A 15,360-nucleotide genomic window follows, 5' to 3' on the forward strand; every position below is an offset into this window, starting at 1 on the left:
TGATCTCAGCCACTCGCGGCCGAGATCTATTCCCCGCCCTGGTCGGACGGCTGTTCGGTGTCCGGACGGATGTCGATCCGCCAGCCCGTCAGCCGGGCCGCAAGTCGGGCATTCTGCCCTTCCTTGCCGATCGCCAGCGACAGCTGGTAGTCCGGCACCGTCACGCGCGCGGAGCGGGCCGCGAGGTCCACCACCTCGACCCGGGAGACCCGGGCCGGGGACAGCGCGTTGGCCACCATGTCGGCCGGGTCGTCCGACCAGTCGACGATGTCGATCTTCTCGCCGTTCAGCTCGCCCATCACCGCGCGCACCCGGCCGCCCATGGGGCCGATGCAGGCGCCCTTGGCGTTCAGGCCGCTGCGGGTGGAGCGGACGGCGATCTTCGTGCGGTGGCCGGCCTCGCGCGCGATGGCGGCGATCTCGACCGACCCGTCGGCGATCTCCGGCACCTCCATGGCGAACAGCTTCTTCACCAGATTGGGATGCGTACGGGACAGCGTCACGGACGGCCCGCGCACACCCTTCGCCACCCGGACGACGTACGACCGGAGGCGCAGGCCGTGCGGGTACGTCTCGCCGGGGACCTGCTCCTGCACCGGCAGGATGGCCTCCAGCTTGCCGATGTCGACGAGCACGTTCTTCGGGTCGCGGCCCTGCTGGACCACGCCGGTGACGATGTCGCCCTCGCGGCCCGCGTACTCGCCGAGCGTCGCGTCGTCCTGGGCGTCGCGCAGCCGCTGCAGGATGACCTGCTTGGCGGTGGTGGCGGCGATACGGCCGAAGTCGGACGGGGTGTCGTCGAACTCGCGCGGCTCCTGCCCCTCCTCCAGGTCCTCGGGGTCCTCCTTCGCCCACACCGTCACATGGCCGGTCTCCCGGTTGAGCTCCACGCGCGCGTGGTGGCGGCTTCCCTCGGTACGGCGGTAGGCGATGAGGAGGGCCGACTCGATCGCCTCGACCAACAGGCTGAAGGAGATCTCCTTCTCCCGCACCAAGCCCCGCAGGGCACTCATGTCGATGTCCACGGCTACGCCTCCTCTTCGTTCTCAGTGTCTTCTGCGTGCTCTTCGTTCTTGCTCTTGCGGTTGAACTCGACCTGGACGCGGGCCTTGACGACATCCGCGAGGGCGAGCCGTCTGGCGGTGGGCTTGCGCCCCTTCACGCCGGGCACCTCGACGTCGATGCCGTCGTCGTCCACCTCGATGATCCGGGCGACCAGCTCGCCGCTCTCGGCCAGCTGGAACTTCACCAGCCGGTCGGTGGCACGTACGTAGTGACGGTGCTCGGTGAGCTCGCGCTCGGCACCGGGAGTCCCGACTTCCAGGGTGTACTCCCCCGCGCCCATCGCGTCGGTCTCGTCGAGCTTCGCGGAGAGCGCGCGGCTCACATCCGCGATCTGGTCCAGATCGGCACCCGTGTCGGAATCGACGACCACGCGCAGCACCCGCTTGCGTCCGACCGAGTCCACTTCGACCTCTTCGAGATCGAGTCCCTGGGAGCTGACGAGCGGTTCCAGCAGTTCTCGCAGCCTCTCGCTCTGGGTCGTGCTCATCCGGGTGACTCCTCGGCCGCGTGTGCTGTTGTGGGTAGGGCGCGTGTCTGGTCAAAGGGTATCCGGTCCCAGGGTGTGTTGCCGTCCACCTGCGGACGGACCGGTGCCGGTGACTGCCGTCGGGCAGGCGCGCGGGTACCGTGATCACGGGCATGCCGCCCCTCCCGTCTTTTCGCCCGCCTTTTCGTTCGTACGAGCCCCCCGAGGACGATCTGCCGTGCCGTTCCCCCCACCTCCGCGCACCCTCCCGGGGCTGCGCAGAAGGAGCCTGCTCGCCTCGGCTGCCGGAGCCGCCCTTCTGGCGGGCTGCTCCACCGACGCGGACGACTCCGAGAACACCGCGGGCAGCCCGTCGGCCGCCGAACGCGCACGCGCGCGTGCGGCCACCGACAGCGAGACCCTGCTCGGGCACTACGACGCGGTCATCGCCGCCCACCCCACACTGACGGACCGCCTGACCCCGCTCCGCGCGGAGGTCGTGCGGCATGCGACGGCCTTCGGGGGCGGAAGCAGTGGCCCTACGGCCACGACGTCCGCTACGGCCACTGCCTCGCCGTCGGCTTCCGCCGTGCCCGCGACCGAGAGCGACGCCCTGACCGGGCTGGCCGCCGCCGAGCGGACCCTCGCCGACCGGCGGGCCAAGGCGCTGCTCGACCTGCCCGGTGAGCTGGCCCGGCTGCTGGCCTCGGTGGCCGCCGCCGGCGCCGCGCACGCGTATCTGCTGACGGAGGGTGCCAAGTGAGCGAGGAGAAGATCGCGGAACTGACCGCGCTGCAGGCGGCGCTGGCCGCCGAGCACGCGGCGGTGTACGGCTACGGCGTGGTCGGCGGCCGTATCCGCGAGGGCCGGCGCACGGAGGCCAAGGCGGCCTACGACGCCCACCGCGCCCGGCGGGACGCACTGGTCCGCGAGGTACGGGACCTGGGCGGCAAGCCCGTGGCCGCGTCCGCCGCGTACGCGCTGCCGTTCCCGGTGCCGGACTCGACCGCGGCCGTACGGCTCGCCGCGGAGCTGGAGGACCGCGTGGCCGGGGTCTACTCGGACCTGGTGCGGGCCTCGACGGACGGGCTGCGCGGTACGGCCACCGAGGCGCTGCGCGAAGCGGCGGTCCGGGCGGTGCGCTGGCGCGGCGGGAGCGTACCCTTCCCAGGTCTCGCCGAGCGGGCCGCGACCCCCACGGCCTCGGTGACACCCACAGCGTGATCCGCACGGGGACGCAGGACGGCAGGACCGCAGGAAGGGAACAACTCGCGCATGGCTTTCGAACCGCCGCAGCGTCTGGTGAGGGCGCTCGGTGAGACGGCACCGAGCGGTGACGACTGGTTGGAGAAGCTGCCCGAGGTGGCCCAACAGGCCGTTGATCTACGCGAGTTGACTGTGGAGCGGGTGCAGGTGCCGGGCGGGCGCAGCAGCCTGGTCGTGCTGGTGCGGAGGCCTGACGGGACCCCGGCGGTACTGAAGCTGGCCCCGCGCCGGGCCCGGCCGGAGAGCGAGCGGGCCGCGCTCGCCCACTGGGGCGGGCGGGGTGCCGTGCAGCTGATCGAGGCGTCGGCCGGTGAGGGTGTGCTGGTGCTGGAGCGGTTGCATCCCGATGTGTCTGTGCGGTCGTTGCCGGAGGCTAAGGCGTTGCTGGAGGCGGCTGGGACGTTGCGGCGGCTGTGGGTGGAGCCGCCGACGGACCATGTTTTTGAGACCGTGAGCGAGCGGACCGGACGGCAGGCGGCGGCGATGCGGGGCGCGTCCGCGGAGGTGGCGTCACTGGTGAGCGCGGCTCTCGAGGCGCGTGAGGCGTTGTTGGCTGCGCCGCCGGAGCAGCGGTTGCTGCATGGGACGTTTCGGCAGAGCAAGGTGTTGGCCGGGGATCGGGTGCCGTGGTTGGCCGTGGGGCCGGATCCGGTGGTGGGTGAGTGTGCGTTTGATCTGGCTCGGTTGGTGCGGGATCGGGTGGAGGATCTGATCGCTACGCCGTCGGGGGCGTCCACGACTCGGCGGCGGGTTAAGCGGCTTGCTGAGTCCTTGGATGTGGATCAGGAGCGGTTGCGGGGGTGGACGTTGTTCCGGGCTGTTGAGTCGGGGGTGAGGGCGCTTCGGGTGGGGCGGCCTCGGGATGCTGAGTTGTTGCTGGAATTTGCCGGGTGGCTATAGGTCGTGTTTCTTCTGCGGGTGCGTGGGGGCTGGTCGCGCAGTTCCCCGCGCCCCTATCGGGGCGCTGCAGCTGGACTTAGTTTCAAGGCTAGGACTGGGCAGTCCGATGCTGCTCTGCGGGCCCGTTTCAGGGTTCGGGGCGGGATTGGGGCGCCGTCCAGCAGCGGGTAGCCCCACTCGTCCAGGGTGATGTGGTCGGGGAGCAGTTCCGCGCACAGGCCATGTCCCTGGCACGCGGTCCAGTCGATGTCGATCTGCTGTTGGTCCATGGTCAGTGGGCCTCGTTCGGGATCGGGAGCAGGGGGGTGGGGTCCGTCGCCGTGCACAAGCCCCTTGCGTGGGCGTCGAGTTCACTGGCGAACGTGGTCAGCGCGCTGCGGACCAGGCGGACCGTGCCGTCGGGGTGGTGGCAGGCGCCTCGGCCCTCGACCAGGCCCGACCAACGGGCCACGTCCTGGCGGGTGTTGCCCTGGGAGCCCGGGGTGGCCAGGGTCTGGAAGGCGGAGGCAATGCGCGGGAGGCCGTTGAGGCAGGGGCCGCACTGGCCGGCCGACTGGAGGGCCAAGTAGCGCAGTACGCGGGCGGTTTCCGCCACTCCGCAGCGGTTGGCGGGGAGTGCGGCCAGGACGCCCGCCCCCAAGTCGGCCGCGTTCAGGGTGCGTTGGGCTGCATCGGCGGCCGGGATCCAGGTGCCGTGGTAGCCGCCGACTAGGACTGCGGACATCCCCTGGAGAGGCAGCAGTCTGTTCAGGGGGAGTCCGAACGGGGCTTCCACCACCCGGACTTCGCGGTCCGGCACGTGCAACGTGCACAGGGTGCTGCCCGGTTGCGTGGGGGTGCCAGCGGTGCGGAACCAGTCGGCGCCGTAGCGGGCGACCAGGGCGAGGTGGGCCAGGGTTTCCACGTTCTGGACGAGGGTGGGGGCCTTGTGTACCCCGCGTTCGCGGACCGGAGGGCGTTGGTGGCGGGGCAGCGGGGCGTTCCCGGAGACGTATTGCGCGAGGGCCGAGGCCTGGCCGGACAGGAAGCGTTTGGGTAGGCGGACGACTCGTACGGGTAGTGGGTCGTTGCGTTGGGACAGGGCCGATTCCAGGTAGGACGCGCCGTCCTCCACCGCCAGGTGGGCCTCACCCGCGCCGACTGCCTGCGCCGCCAACTGCAGGCCGTCCAGGACCAGATGGGGGGAGAGGCGAAGGAGCGTCTTGTCCTTGCGGCTGGCCGGTTCGCCCTCCGCGCCGTTCGCTACGACCACGGCTGCGCGGCCCGTGCGGCGGCTCGCGTCGGCCACCGCGACCAGTTTGCGGTACGTCGGGAAGGCGGCGCCTCCGCGTCCGGTGAGGCCGGATTCGGCGACGGTTCTCAGGAGGCCGTCGGGATCGCCGTAGGACAGTGGGCCGTAGCGCTGTTCGTGGGTGGCGAGGTCGGCCGCGGTGCCGCCGGGGGCGAGGAGGCGGGGGGACATGTAGACGTCGGTGAAGGTCGTGGTGGTCATGAGCGGGCTCCTTCGGCGGTGCGGAGCAGGGCTGCGGGGGTGCGGCGGGAGGCGCGGGCGGAGTGGGCCAGGCGGATGCCGAAGGCGGCGACCACCGCTGCCACGCAGGACAGGGTCAGCCAGGTCATCCAGTCGGTGCCGGTGTCCGTGCCGATGCCGATGCCGTGGATCAGGGCTACCGGCCAGGAGGCGTATGCGAGCCAGTGGAGGGCCCGCCAGGTGCGGTGGCCGATGCGTTCGCGGAGGAGGCTGGTCACCAGGACCGCGAGCATCAGGTCGAAGGCGACCGTGCCGAGGCCGAGCCAGAAAGGTTCGTAGTCGGAGACGAAGGGGACGATCGCGTCGACGACGGTGATGTTCACGTATCCGTCGATCACCGCCATCGCGATGTGCAGGGCCAGGAAGGCCGTCGCGGAGAGGGACAGGGTGCGGTGCAGGTTCACCGTGCCGAAGCGGGGCAGGCCGGGGAGCCGGGTGCGCAGGCGGACCGCGATGCCGAGCAGGACCACGACCGTGAACAGGACGAGGCAGACGGCACCGGTGGCGCGGTTGGCGTACCAGAGGATCTCGGAGCTCATGCGGCGGCCGCCTGAGAGGTCGGCCAGCCCGGGGTCGTGACGACCGTGCCGTCCTGTGCGACCAGGCGCGCGGGGAGGCCCAGGCGGGTCAGCCAGCGTTCCGCGCCCGCGCCCTTGACCAGGCACGCCGTGCTCGCCGCGTTGGCGTCGGCGCTCGTCGCCGCGGCGACCGAGACCGTGCGCCAGGGGCTGCGGACGGGGAGGCCGGTGCGCGGGTCGACGATGTGGTGCAGTTCGTAGCCGCCCCGGCGCCAGCGGCGAGCGGCCGTGCCGGAAGTGGCGAGGCCGCCGGAGCGCAGGCCGATCGTGGCGTACGTGCCGTGCGCGGGCGTCTCGTCGACGGAGCCGGTGACGTCCTGGACGCGGATGTTCCAGCCGCCGGCCGGGGGCTCCCCCGCCACGGCCGTGTCGCCGCCCAGGCTCACCAGGACTCCGCAGCCGGCCACTTCGGCGAGCATCGCGGCGGCCTTGTCGGCGGCCCAGGCCTTCGCCGTGGCGCCGAGGTCCAGCTGGATGCCGGCCGGGACGGTGACCGTGCCCGTCGCGCGGTCCAGGTCGATCTTGCGCCAGCCCGGGGCGCGCTTCACGGTGAGCCGGATCGGGCGGTCGTCCTCACGGACGAGGGTGAAGTCACGGTCGTAGCCGATCGCGTTCATCGCCGAGCCGACCGTCGGGTCGACCGCGCCGTCCGTCGCCTCGGCGGCGCGCAGGGCGACCGCGAGGGCCTCGGCGAGGAGGGGGCTGACGGTGATCGGGCGGCCCAACGACGCGTCGAGCGCGGCCAGTTCGGAGTCGGTACGGAACCTGCTGCAGGCCGCGTCGACCTCGGCGAGGTGCCGGGCGAGGAGCAGGTTGCAGGAGTCCAGCAGGGCCGGGTCGGTGACGACCAGCCGGACGCTGGTCCCCAGGGCGTGCCAGTCGGCGGCGGCCGTCGTGCGCGGGGTCGCTGTGGTCATCGCACTCATCACGACGCTCCCGACGTGGAGTCGGTGGAGCTGCCGGAGGACGACGTCACGCCGGACGAGGACGACTGGAGGTCCGACGAAGATGAGGAGGAGGAAGAGGATGAAGAAGACGAGGACGAGCTGTCCGTCGTGGATGAACTGGAAGCAGAGGCCGACGGTGACGGCGACGACGAACTGGTCGTGCCGGTGCTGCTCGCCGTCGTGTCCGCGTCCGCGGCCGACTGCATCGTGCCGACCAGGGCGAACACCCCGGCCGCCGCCGCCAGCGTGACCGCTGCCGTGGCCGCCGCGATGCGCCGCTTGCCTCTGCGGACCGCCGCAGCGGCCCCACGCTCCTTGACTGTCATGACCGTTCCCCTCCGCAGTGACGCTCTGTCACTCACTACGGTCGGGGAACAGCCTGAGAGAAGTCTGTGAGGCGCCCATACGCCTCCCGAGAACTCTCTGAGAGGAATCTTAAATTGCTTGAGGCTTCAACAAGCCCCCATCGACCCCGCTCACGCGGCACTTGCTTACGCGGCGCTTGCTTACGCGGTGAGGCGGGCGATCGCCTCGTCTACGGTCAGCTCCTCGCGCTCGCCCGTCCTGCGGTCCTTCAGTTCCAGGACGCCCTCGGCGGAGCGGCGGCCCGCGACCAGGATCTTCGGTACGCCGATCAGCTCGGAGTCGGTGAACTTCACGCCCGGGGAGACCCCGGCACGGTCGTCGACCAGGACGCGCAGACCGGCCGCGCGCAGCTTCTCCGAGACGTCCAGGGCGAGTTCGGTCTGGAGGGCCTTGCCCGCGGCTACGACGTGGACGTCGGCCGGAGCGACCTCGGCGGGCCAGCACAGGCCCTTGTCGTCGGCGGTCTGCTCGGCCAGGGCGGCGACCGCGCGGGAGACCCCAATGCCGTAGGAACCCATGGTCACGCGGACCGGCTTGCCGTGCTGGCCGAGGACGTCGAGCTTGAGGGCGTCGGCGTACTTGCGGCCGAGCTGGAAGATGTGGCCGATCTCGATGGCACGGTCCAGCTTGAGGCCGGTGCCGCACTTGGGGCAGGGGTCGCCCTCCTGCACGACCACCACGTCGACGTACTCGCCGACCTCGAAGTCACGGCCCGCGACGACGTTCTTCGCGTGCGTGCCCTGCTTGTTGGCGCCGGTGATCCATGCCGTGCCGGGGGCCACGCGCAGGTCGGCGATGTACGTGACCTTCTCGCCCAGGCCCTGCGGACCGACGTACCCGCGCACCAGGTCGGGGCGGCCGGTGAAGTCCTCCGCCGTCACCAACTCCACTGCGGCGGGGGCGAAATGGGCCTCGACCTTGCCCAGGTCGACCTCGCGGTCGCCGGGGACACCCACGGCCACGATCTCGCCGTCGACCTTCACGAGGAGGTTCTTCAGGGTGGCGGAGGCCTCGACGCCCAGGTGGGCGGCGAGGGTCTCGATGGTGGGGGTGTCGGGGGTCGGGATCTCTTCGAGCGCGGGCACGCCGGTGGCGTCCACGGGCTTCAACTCGTACGTGATCGCTTCGGTGTTGGCCGCGAAGTCACAGTTCGGGCAGTCCGCGAAGGTGTCCTCGCCGGCCTCGGCAGGGGCCAGGAACTCCTCCGACTTGGAGCCGCCCATCGCGCCCGCGGTGGCAGCGCAGATGCGGTAGTCGAGGCCCAGGCGCGCGAAGACCTTCTGGTAGGCCTCGCGGTGCAGGGCGTACGACTTGGCGAGGCCCTCGTCCTCCGTGTCGAAGGAGTACGAGTCCTTCATCAGGAACTCGCGGCCGCGGAGGATGCCGGCGCGGGGGCGGGCCTCGTCGCGGTACTTGTTCTGGATCTGGTAGAGGATGACCGGCAGGTCCTTGTAGGAGGACGCCTGGTCCTTCACGATCAGCGTGAAGATCTCCTCGTGGGTGGGGCCGAGGAGGTAGTCGCCGCCCTTGCGGTCCTGGAGGCGGAACAGCTCGGGGCCGTACTCCTCCCAGCGGCCGGTCGCCTCGTACGGCTCGCGGGGCAGGATCGCGGGGAGCAGCACCTCCTGGGCGCCGATCGCGTCCATCTCCTCACGCACGATCCGCTCGACGTTGGAGAGGACCTTCTTGCCGAGGGGCAGCCAGGACCAGATGCCGGCGGCCGTGCGACGGACGTAGCCGGCGCGGACGAGCAGCTTGTGACTGAGGACCTCGGCGTCCGCCGGGTCGTCGCGCAGCGTCTTCGCCATCAACTGGGACATGCGCTGGACCGGTGCGTTCGCCATGGTTCCTGTACTCCTGCCGGGAAAGGGTGATGGCTAGGAGGTTAGCCGGGCTCGCTGTGCCGGTGGAAATCGGTTAACGGCGGCGGAGTGGCAGCGGGGCGCCCATCACTGCGTACGGCTTAGGGGCGCTCGGGAACAGGACCTGGCGGGCGAGGTCCTCGTAGCCGAGGGAACGGTAGAGGCCCCTTGCCGGGCTGTCGGTGTCGATCGCGGAGAGGATCGAGCGGGGTTCGGTGGCGGCGTCCGTGATGGTGGTGATCAGGGAACGGCCGAGGCCGCGGTTCTGGTAGTGCGGGTGGACGTGCAGCTCGGTGATCACGAAGGAGTCGTCGAGCCAGGTGTCGTGGCCGCCGGCGCGGAGGTACGGCTCTACGACCGTGGACCACCAGTGGGTGCGGTTGTTGGGCATGCCGTAGACGAAACCGACCAGTCGGCCCTGGGTGGTGGCGCCGAGGGCGTTGGCGCCGGGGTAGGTCATGTGGCGCAGGACGATCTGTCTGCGTACGGCTACCTCGTCCGGGCCCAGGCCGAATGCGAGGGCTTGGACTGCGAGGGCTTCGTCTACGTGGGCCGAGAGGTCCAGGGGGGTGATCACGACGTCTTCGGGGTGGCGGTGGCCGTGACCGGGAAATCGCATGTGGGGAGAGTACAGGGGGGTGGCGGTTGTCGTTTGAGTGCGGGCCGCATGTGGCTGAGCGCGCAGTTCCCCGCGCCCCTTGGGGGGTGCGCCCTTAGGCGGCTCAGAACAGAACGCTCATGAAGGCGCCTACCTCCTGGAAGCCCACCCTCAAGTAGGCCCTTCTTGCTGGCGTGTTGAAGTCGTTCACGTAGAGGCTGACGACCGGGGCGACATCCGCGAGGGCGTAGCGCAGTACCGCTGCCATCGCGGGGGCCGCCACGCCCAGGCCCCGGTACTCGGGGGCCACCCAGACGCCCTGGATCTGGCAGGCCTTGGGGGTTGCCGCGCCGATCTCCGCCTTGAAGACGACCTTGCCGTACTCGTCGAGGCGGGCGAACGAACGGCCGGAGCCCACGAGTTCGGCCACTCGGGCCTGGTAGAGGAGGCCGCCGTCGCCGGCCAGCGGGGAGACGCCCACCTCCTCGGTGAACATCGCCACGCACGCCGGCATGATCGTGTCCATCTCGTCCTTGCGGATACGGCGGACGTACGGGTCGGGGGCGATGTCGCCGGGCATGCGGTCGGCGACCATGAGGGGCTGCCGGGCGCGGACCTCGCGGGCCGGGCCCCAACTCGGTTCAAGGAGTCGCCACAGCTGGGCGGTGGCCTCGGCGGGGCCGACGATCGAGGAGCAGCGGCGGCCTGCCCTGCGGGCGCGGTCGGCGAAGGCGCGGACTGCCCTGGGGGTCGCGCAGATCGGGACGAGGTTGGCGCCCGCGTAGCAGAGGGACGTCAGCATCCCGTCCTCGTACCAGCCCCACATCTCGCCGCCGAGCCGCCACGGGTCCAGGCCCGCGACCTGCACCCGCGAGGTCACGAAGGCGTTCGTGACCGGCTCGCGGTCCAGTACGGCGAGCGCGGCGTCCAGGTCGCTCGGTTCGAGCACCCGAGAGGTGGTCTGGGTCAACACGTACGGGACCTCACCCTGAGGGTCTGCTGATCTCCGCACTGTACCTGCGGAAGCTGAGCGGTGCTTTGTGTTGCCGCTTGCTTCTCAGCGGGGGTGGGTGAAGTGGGCGTCTCTGGGGGCTGCCGCCCCCAGGCCCCCGCTTTCGGCCTGGACGGCCTCGTCCTCAAGCGCCGGACGGGCTGATGGTGCCGGCCTGCGCTGACAAAGAGCCGACCGGCGCTGACAGGACAGGCGCAGCCCCAAGACCTTTCAGCCCGCCCCATGGACCCTTCAGCCCGCGACCGCCACCGTCGGCTCGCCCGAAGCCACGCCGTCCGCCTCCATCTGCTCGGCGATCTTCATCGCCTCCTCGATGAGGGTCTCCACGATCTTCGACTCAGGGACGGTCTTGATGACCTCGCCCTTGACGAAGATCTGGCCCTTGCCGTTGCCGGAGGCGACGCCGAGGTCGGCCTCGCGGGCCTCGCCCGGGCCGTTCACCACGCAGCCCATGACGGCGACGCGCAGCGGGACCTCCATGCCCTCCAGGCCCGCCGTGACTTCCTCGGCCAGCTTGTAGACGTCGACCTGGGCGCGGCCGCAGGAGGGGCAGGAGACGATCTCCAGGCGGCGGGGCTTGAGGTTCAGGGACTCCAGGATCTGGAGGCCGACCTTGATCTCCTCCACCGGCGGGGCCGACAGGGAGACGCGGATCGTGTCGCCGATGCCCTGGCTGAGCAGCGCGCCGAAGGCGACCGCCGACTTGATCGTGCCCTGGAACGCCGGGCCCGCCTCCGTCACGCCGAGGTGGAGCGGGTAATCGCACTGGGCGGCGAGCTGGCGATACGCCTCGACCATCACGACCGGGTCGTTGTGCTTCACCGAGATCTTGATGTCCTGGAAACCGTGCTCCTCGAAGAGGGACGCTTCCCAGAGGGCGGACTCGGCCAGCGCCTCGGGGGTCGCCTTGCCGTACTTCTTCAGCAGTCGACTGTCCAGCGAGCCCGCGTTCACACCGATGCGGATCGGGGTGCCGTGGTCCTTCGCGGCCCGCGCGATCTCCTTGACCTTGTCGTCGAACTGCTTGATGTTGCCCGGGTTCACGCGGACCGCGGCACAGCCGGCCTCGATCGCCGCGAACACGTACTTCGGCTGGAAGTGGATGTCCGCGATGACCGGGATCTGCGACTTGCGGGCGATGGTCGCCAGCGCGTCGGCGTCGTCCTGCGTGGGGCAGGCCACGCGGACGATCTGGCAGCCGGACGCGGTGAGCTCGGCGATCTGCTGGAGGGTGGCGCCGATGTCCGACGTACGGGTCGTCGTCATGGACTGCACGGACACCGGCGCGTCGCCGCCTACCGCCACAGTGCCGACCTGGATCTGCCGGCTCTTGCGGCGCTCGGCAAGCCGGGTCGGAACGGACGGAATGCCGAGAGAAATCGCAGTCATCTGCTGTGCAACCCCAAGTCGTGGATCAAGGCCCCGGTCCCGGAACAGCGGGCTCCAGGCTTCGAGATTACGTCAAGCGTGCGGGCCCGAGCACATCCCGGCCGTAAACCCACCCAATGGAAGGCGGCCCGGCACAGAAGATGCCGGGCCGCCACAAACTACGAATGGCTAGGAGATTTTCACCGGGTTAACCACGTCCGCCACGAGGACGAGCAACGTGAAGCAGACGAAGATCCCCGCCACCACATAAGCGACCGGCATCAGCTTCGCCACGTCGAACGGTCCCGGGTCCGGCCGCTTGAGCACCTTCGCCAGGTTCCGTCGCAGCGCCTCCCACAGCGCGCCCGCGACATGCCCGCCGTCGAGCGGGAGCAGCGGGAGCATGTTGAACAGGAAGAGGGAGAGGTTGAAGCCTGCCACCAGCATCAGGGCCATCGCCAGTTGCTGGGTCGGCGGGATGTCGAGGGTGAAGATCTCGCCGCCTACGCGGGCCGCGCCGACCACGCCCATCGGGGAGTCGGCCTGGCGGGGGGCGCCGTCGAAGGCCGCGTTCCACAGGGCCGGGATCTTGCCGGGGAGTGCCGCGATGGAGTCGACGGCCTCGCCCATGCGGTCGGTCATCCAGGTGACCGAGTCGCCGAAGTCCTGGCGGACGATACCGGTGGCCGCGCTGAAGCCGAGGAAGCCGGCGGTGACGTACTGGCCCTGGACGATCTGGCCGCTGGAGTCCTTCCTGGCGACCTGGTTGCTCGCGATCTTCGCGTGCAGGGTGACTTCCTGGCCCTTGCGCTCGACGACGATCGCGACCGTCTTGCCGGGGGCGGCGCGGATCAGGTCGGAGAGCTTGTTCCAGTCCGTCGTCTTCACGCCGTTGAAGCTGAGGATCTTGTCGCCCGCCTTGAGGCCCGCCGCGGCGGCTGGGGAGGCCGGGTCGGTCGACCTGCACGTGTCGCGGTTCTGGCTCTGCGCGATCACGCACTGGGAGACCGAGCTGACCGTGTTGGTCTGCTGCGAGATGCCGAAGCCCATCAGGACGGTGAGGAAGAGCGCCACCGCGAGGATGAGGTTCATGAAGGGGCCCGCGAACATCACGATGACCCGTTTCCAGGGCTTGCGGGTGTAGAAGAGGCGGGTCTCGTCGCCGGGCTGGAGTTCCTCGAAGGCCGCCGAGCGGGCGTCCTCGATCATGCTGCGCCAGGGCGAGGTGGAGCGGGCGGTGATCCGGCCGTCGTCGCCGGGCGGGAACATGCCGATCATGCGGATGTAGCCGCCGAACGGGATGGCCTTGAACCCGTACTCGGTGTCGCCCTTCTTCCGGGACCAGATGGTCGGGCCGAAGCCCACCATGTACTGGGGCACCCGGATGCCGAAGAGCTTCGCCGTCGAGAGATGCCCCAGCTCGTGCCAGGCGATCGAGACCAGCAGGCCGACCGCGAAGACGACTATGCCGAGGATCATCATCAGGGCTGTCATGCACGGGCCTCCGCGTTCGCCGTGGTCGTCTGCGCTGTCAGTTCGCGGGCCCGGGCGCGTGCCCAGGTCTCCGCTTCGAGGACGTCCGGCACGGTGAGCGAGGTTCCCGTGGCCGGTGTCCCGTGTTCTGCGACCACCTGTGTCACCGTCTCCATGATTCCGTTGAACGGCAGCGCGCCCGCGCGGAACGCCTCCACGCACTCCTCGTTGGCCGCATTGAACACCGCCGGGGCCGTGCCCGCGAGCTGTCCCACATGCCGGGCGAGGCCGACCGAGGGGAACGCGTCGGTGTCGAGCGGGAAGAACTCCCACGTCGACGCCTTGCTCCAGTCGAACGCGGGCGCCGCGTCCGAGACCCGCTCGGGCCAGCCGAGCCCGATGGCGATGGGCCCGCGCATGTCGGGGGGCGTCGCCTGGGCGAGTGTCGAACCGTCATTGAATTCCACCATCGAGTGGACATACGACTGCGGGTGCACGACCACCTCAATGCGATCGAAGGGAATGTCGTACAGCAGGTGCGCCTCGATCACTTCGAGCCCCTTGTTCACCAGGGTCGCCGAGTTGATCGTGATCACCGGGCCCATCGCCCAAGTGGGGTGCGCGAGGGCCTCTTCTACGGTCACTCGCGCCAGGTCCGCCTTCGTACGGCCGCGGAACGGGCCGCCGGACGCCGTGACGACGAGCTTGCGGACGTCGGCGCGGGTGCCGGCCGCGAGGGCCTGGAAGAGCGCCGCGTGCTCGGAGTCCACCGGGATGATCTGGCCGGGCTTGGCGAGCGCCTTCACCAGCGGGCCGCCGACGATGAGCGACTCCTTGTTGGCGAGCGCGAGGACGTGGCCCGCCTCCAGGGCGGCGAGGGTGGGCGCGAGTCCGATGGACCCGGTGATGCCGTTCAGCACGGTGTGGCAGTCCGGGGAGCCCGCGAGCTGGGTGGCCGCGTCCGGGCCGGCCAGGATCTCGGGGAGCGGCTCCCCCGCGCCGTATCGCGCCGCGAGCGCCTCCCGCAGTGCCGGTACGACGTCCTCACGGGCGACCGCGACCGTCCGCACCCTGAGCTGGTACGCCTGCTCGGCGAGAAGCCCGACCCGGCCGCCGTTGGCGGAGAGTGCGGTGACCCGGAAGCGGTCCGGGTTGCGCAGCACGAGGTCGATGGCCTGGGTGCCGATGGACCCGGTGGACCCCAGGATCACCAGGGCCTTGGGACCGTCGCCCACGACGGGGTCGTAGACGAGATGTGGGTCGGCGAGGGGTGCTGGACTGTCGCTCATCCCTCCATTGTTGCCGCAACGGGTGGCCGGGGGGACAGCGGTTCCCTCGGGCGGGTGGCTTATCGGCTCTCGTCGGTGATTGAAGGGAAATCCCCCTTTGTGAATACGGCGTGAAGGTCGTGTGATAACACTTCAGTCCTGCGCCGGTGGACGACCGGCGCGTGGACGACATCCTGGGGGGATTCTCCATGCGGATACGCACTGCCCTGCCCGCGCTCGCGGGCGCCGCGATACTCACCGGCACGTTGCTGAGCACCCCGGCCGAGGCCGCCGGCGGGGTCACGATCTACCACGTCTGGTTCGACAGCCCGGGCTCGGACAACCGGTCCAACGCGAGCCTGAACGGCGAGTGGGTGCAGATCAAGAACACCAGCCGGTCGGCGATCTCCCTCAAGGGGTGGATCCTCAAGGACGTCTCGAACCACCGGTACACCTTCAAGAACATCAAGATCGGCGCGGGCAAGTACATCAAGGTGCACACCGGCAAGGGCTCGGACACCGCGTCGAACACGTTCCAGAACCGCGCCGCCTATGTCTGGAACAACACCAGTGACACGGCGACGCTGACCAGAGCGACCGGCAGCAAGGTCGACACCTGCTCCTGGACGACGCGGGATCCGAGCGACAAGTACTGCTGAT

Annotated in this window: 17 protein-coding genes; 5 read left to right on the top strand and 12 right to left on the bottom strand. The window is 70.2% G+C overall.

What is annotated here, in order from left to right:
- Positions 1 to 26: 26 nt before the first annotated feature.
- Positions 27 to 1,025 carry a transcription termination factor NusA gene (gene nusA, locus OO70_RS40620; protein ID WP_043683515.1) on the bottom strand — a complete coding sequence of 333 codons (999 nt, stop codon included), beginning with the start codon at positions 1,023 to 1,025 and terminating at the stop codon, positions 27 to 29.
- A 2-nt stretch (positions 1,026 to 1,027) separates the two neighbouring features.
- Complete coding sequence (gene rimP, locus OO70_RS40625) at positions 1,028 to 1,552, bottom strand: ribosome maturation factor RimP (protein ID WP_043683518.1); 525 nt, start codon at positions 1,550 to 1,552, stop codon at positions 1,028 to 1,030.
- 217 nt (positions 1,553 to 1,769) lie between these two features.
- Between rimP and OO70_RS40630 the strand changes: the two genes are divergently transcribed.
- The 3 genes from OO70_RS40630 to OO70_RS40640 are packed head-to-tail and all read left to right on the top strand — an operon-like array spanning position 1,770 to position 3,697.
- Positions 1,770 to 2,294, top strand: a complete 525-nt coding sequence (locus tag OO70_RS40630) for a hypothetical protein (RefSeq protein ID WP_043683521.1) — start codon at positions 1,770 to 1,772, stop codon at positions 2,292 to 2,294.
- On the top strand, positions 2,291 to 2,755 hold the full coding sequence (locus OO70_RS40635; protein ID WP_043683524.1) for a ferritin-like domain-containing protein: 465 nt from the start codon (positions 2,291 to 2,293) through the stop codon (positions 2,753 to 2,755). The genes OO70_RS40630 and OO70_RS40635 overlap by 4 nt, the downstream gene beginning before the upstream one ends.
- Before the next feature lie 51 nt (positions 2,756 to 2,806).
- Complete coding sequence (locus OO70_RS40640) at positions 2,807 to 3,697, top strand: aminoglycoside phosphotransferase family protein (protein ID WP_043683527.1); 891 nt, start codon at positions 2,807 to 2,809, stop codon at positions 3,695 to 3,697.
- 53 nt (positions 3,698 to 3,750) lie between these two features.
- On the opposite strand, the gene OO70_RS53100 is transcribed toward OO70_RS40640, so the two are convergent.
- From OO70_RS53100 to OO70_RS40655, 4 genes are read right to left on the bottom strand one after another with little or no spacing between them, the layout of a single operon-like run.
- Positions 3,751 to 3,966 (bottom strand): ferredoxin, encoded by a 216-nt coding sequence (locus tag OO70_RS53100; RefSeq protein ID WP_078651746.1) that lies wholly within the window; start codon positions 3,964 to 3,966, stop codon positions 3,751 to 3,753.
- Between the two features lie 2 nt (positions 3,967 to 3,968).
- Positions 3,969 to 5,189, bottom strand: a complete 1,221-nt coding sequence (locus OO70_RS40645; RefSeq protein WP_043683530.1) for an NADH-ubiquinone oxidoreductase-F iron-sulfur binding region domain-containing protein — start codon at positions 5,187 to 5,189, stop codon at positions 3,969 to 3,971.
- Entirely contained in the window at positions 5,186 to 5,767 is a 582-nt protein-coding gene (locus OO70_RS40650; protein ID WP_043683533.1) for a ferric reductase-like transmembrane domain-containing protein, read from the bottom strand. Before OO70_RS40650 ends, OO70_RS40645 begins: the two co-directional genes overlap by 4 nt.
- On the bottom strand, positions 5,764 to 6,723 hold the full coding sequence (locus tag OO70_RS40655) for an FAD:protein FMN transferase (RefSeq protein WP_043683536.1): 960 nt from the start codon (positions 6,721 to 6,723) through the stop codon (positions 5,764 to 5,766). Before OO70_RS40655 ends, OO70_RS40650 begins: the two co-directional genes overlap by 4 nt.
- Before the next feature lie 24 nt (positions 6,724 to 6,747).
- Between OO70_RS40655 and OO70_RS40660 the strand changes: the two genes are divergently transcribed.
- On the top strand, positions 6,748 to 7,149 hold the full coding sequence (locus tag OO70_RS40660; protein WP_043683538.1) for a hypothetical protein: 402 nt from the start codon (positions 6,748 to 6,750) through the stop codon (positions 7,147 to 7,149).
- Between the two features lie 110 nt (positions 7,150 to 7,259).
- On the opposite strand, the gene OO70_RS40665 is transcribed toward OO70_RS40660, so the two are convergent.
- The 6 genes from OO70_RS40665 to dxr all read right to left on the bottom strand — a co-directional run bounded on the left by OO70_RS40665 (position 7,260) and on the right by dxr (position 14,721).
- A complete protein-coding gene (locus tag OO70_RS40665; RefSeq protein WP_043683541.1) occupies positions 7,260 to 8,963 on the bottom strand; it encodes a proline--tRNA ligase in 1,704 nt (567 codons plus the stop codon).
- A gap of 73 nt (positions 8,964 to 9,036) precedes the next feature.
- Positions 9,037 to 9,600 carry a GNAT family N-acetyltransferase gene (locus OO70_RS40670; RefSeq protein ID WP_051742066.1) on the bottom strand — a complete coding sequence of 188 codons (564 nt, stop codon included), beginning with the start codon at positions 9,598 to 9,600 and terminating at the stop codon, positions 9,037 to 9,039.
- A gap of 103 nt (positions 9,601 to 9,703) precedes the next feature.
- Positions 9,704 to 10,552: a GNAT family N-acetyltransferase gene (locus OO70_RS40675; RefSeq protein WP_043683546.1), complete on the bottom strand. Its 849-nt coding sequence runs from the start codon at positions 10,550 to 10,552 to the stop codon at positions 9,704 to 9,706.
- A gap of 270 nt (positions 10,553 to 10,822) precedes the next feature.
- Complete coding sequence (ispG, locus tag OO70_RS40680) at positions 10,823 to 11,980, bottom strand: flavodoxin-dependent (E)-4-hydroxy-3-methylbut-2-enyl-diphosphate synthase (protein WP_043683548.1); 1,158 nt, start codon at positions 11,978 to 11,980, stop codon at positions 10,823 to 10,825.
- A gap of 168 nt (positions 11,981 to 12,148) precedes the next feature.
- Entirely contained in the window at positions 12,149 to 13,441 is a 1,293-nt protein-coding gene (locus OO70_RS40685) for a M50 family metallopeptidase (protein WP_199827503.1), read from the bottom strand.
- A gap of 8 nt (positions 13,442 to 13,449) precedes the next feature.
- The gene (gene dxr / locus OO70_RS40690) at positions 13,450 to 14,721 is read right to left on the bottom strand and encodes a 1-deoxy-D-xylulose-5-phosphate reductoisomerase (RefSeq protein ID WP_043683554.1); all 1,272 of its coding nucleotides are present in this window, start codon (positions 14,719 to 14,721) and stop codon (positions 13,450 to 13,452) included.
- Positions 14,722 to 14,909: 188 nt separating this feature from the next.
- Here dxr and OO70_RS40695 point away from each other — a divergent pair, with 188 nt between their 5' ends.
- On the top strand, positions 14,910 to 15,359 hold the full coding sequence (locus tag OO70_RS40695; protein WP_043683637.1) for a lamin tail domain-containing protein: 450 nt from the start codon (positions 14,910 to 14,912) through the stop codon (positions 15,357 to 15,359).
- The last annotated feature ends 1 nt before the right edge of the window (position 15,360 follow it).

The sequence above is a fragment of the Streptomyces xylophagus genome (assembly GCF_000716435.1).
GTDB lineage: Bacteria > Actinomycetota > Actinomycetes > Streptomycetales > Streptomycetaceae > Streptomyces > Streptomyces xylophagus.

What these genes read in the sequence shown, in the direction of transcription:
- rimP (WP_043683518.1), bottom strand. Translation starts at nt 1,552, where the DNA reads ATGAGCACGACCCAGAGCGAGAGGCTGCGAGAACTGCTGGAACCGCTC.
- OO70_RS40640 (WP_043683527.1), top strand. Translation starts at nt 2,807, where the DNA reads ATGGCTTTCGAACCGCCGCAGCGTCTGGTGAGGGCGCTCGGTGAGACG.
- OO70_RS53100 (WP_078651746.1), bottom strand. Translation starts at nt 3,966, where the DNA reads ATGGACCAACAGCAGATCGACATCGACTGGACCGCGTGCCAGGGACAT.
- OO70_RS40645 (WP_043683530.1), bottom strand. Translation starts at nt 5,189, where the DNA reads ATGACCACCACGACCTTCACCGACGTCTACATGTCCCCCCGCCTCCTC.
- OO70_RS40650 (WP_043683533.1), bottom strand. Translation starts at nt 5,767, where the DNA reads ATGAGCTCCGAGATCCTCTGGTACGCCAACCGCGCCACCGGTGCCGTC.
- OO70_RS40655 (WP_043683536.1), bottom strand. Translation starts at nt 6,723, where the DNA reads ATGACCACAGCGACCCCGCGCACGACGGCCGCCGCCGACTGGCACGCC.
- OO70_RS40665 (WP_043683541.1), bottom strand. Translation starts at nt 8,963, where the DNA reads ATGGCGAACGCACCGGTCCAGCGCATGTCCCAGTTGATGGCGAAGACG.
- OO70_RS40670 (WP_051742066.1), bottom strand. Translation starts at nt 9,600, where the DNA reads ATGCGATTTCCCGGTCACGGCCACCGCCACCCCGAAGACGTCGTGATC.
- ispG (WP_043683548.1), bottom strand. Translation starts at nt 11,980, where the DNA reads ATGACTGCGATTTCTCTCGGCATTCCGTCCGTTCCGACCCGGCTTGCC.
- OO70_RS40685 (WP_199827503.1), bottom strand. Translation starts at nt 13,441, where the DNA reads ATGATGATCCTCGGCATAGTCGTCTTCGCGGTCGGCCTGCTGGTCTCG.
- dxr (WP_043683554.1), bottom strand. Translation starts at nt 14,721, where the DNA reads ATGAGCGACAGTCCAGCACCCCTCGCCGACCCACATCTCGTCTACGAC.
- OO70_RS40695 (WP_043683637.1), top strand. Translation starts at nt 14,910, where the DNA reads ATGCGGATACGCACTGCCCTGCCCGCGCTCGCGGGCGCCGCGATACTC.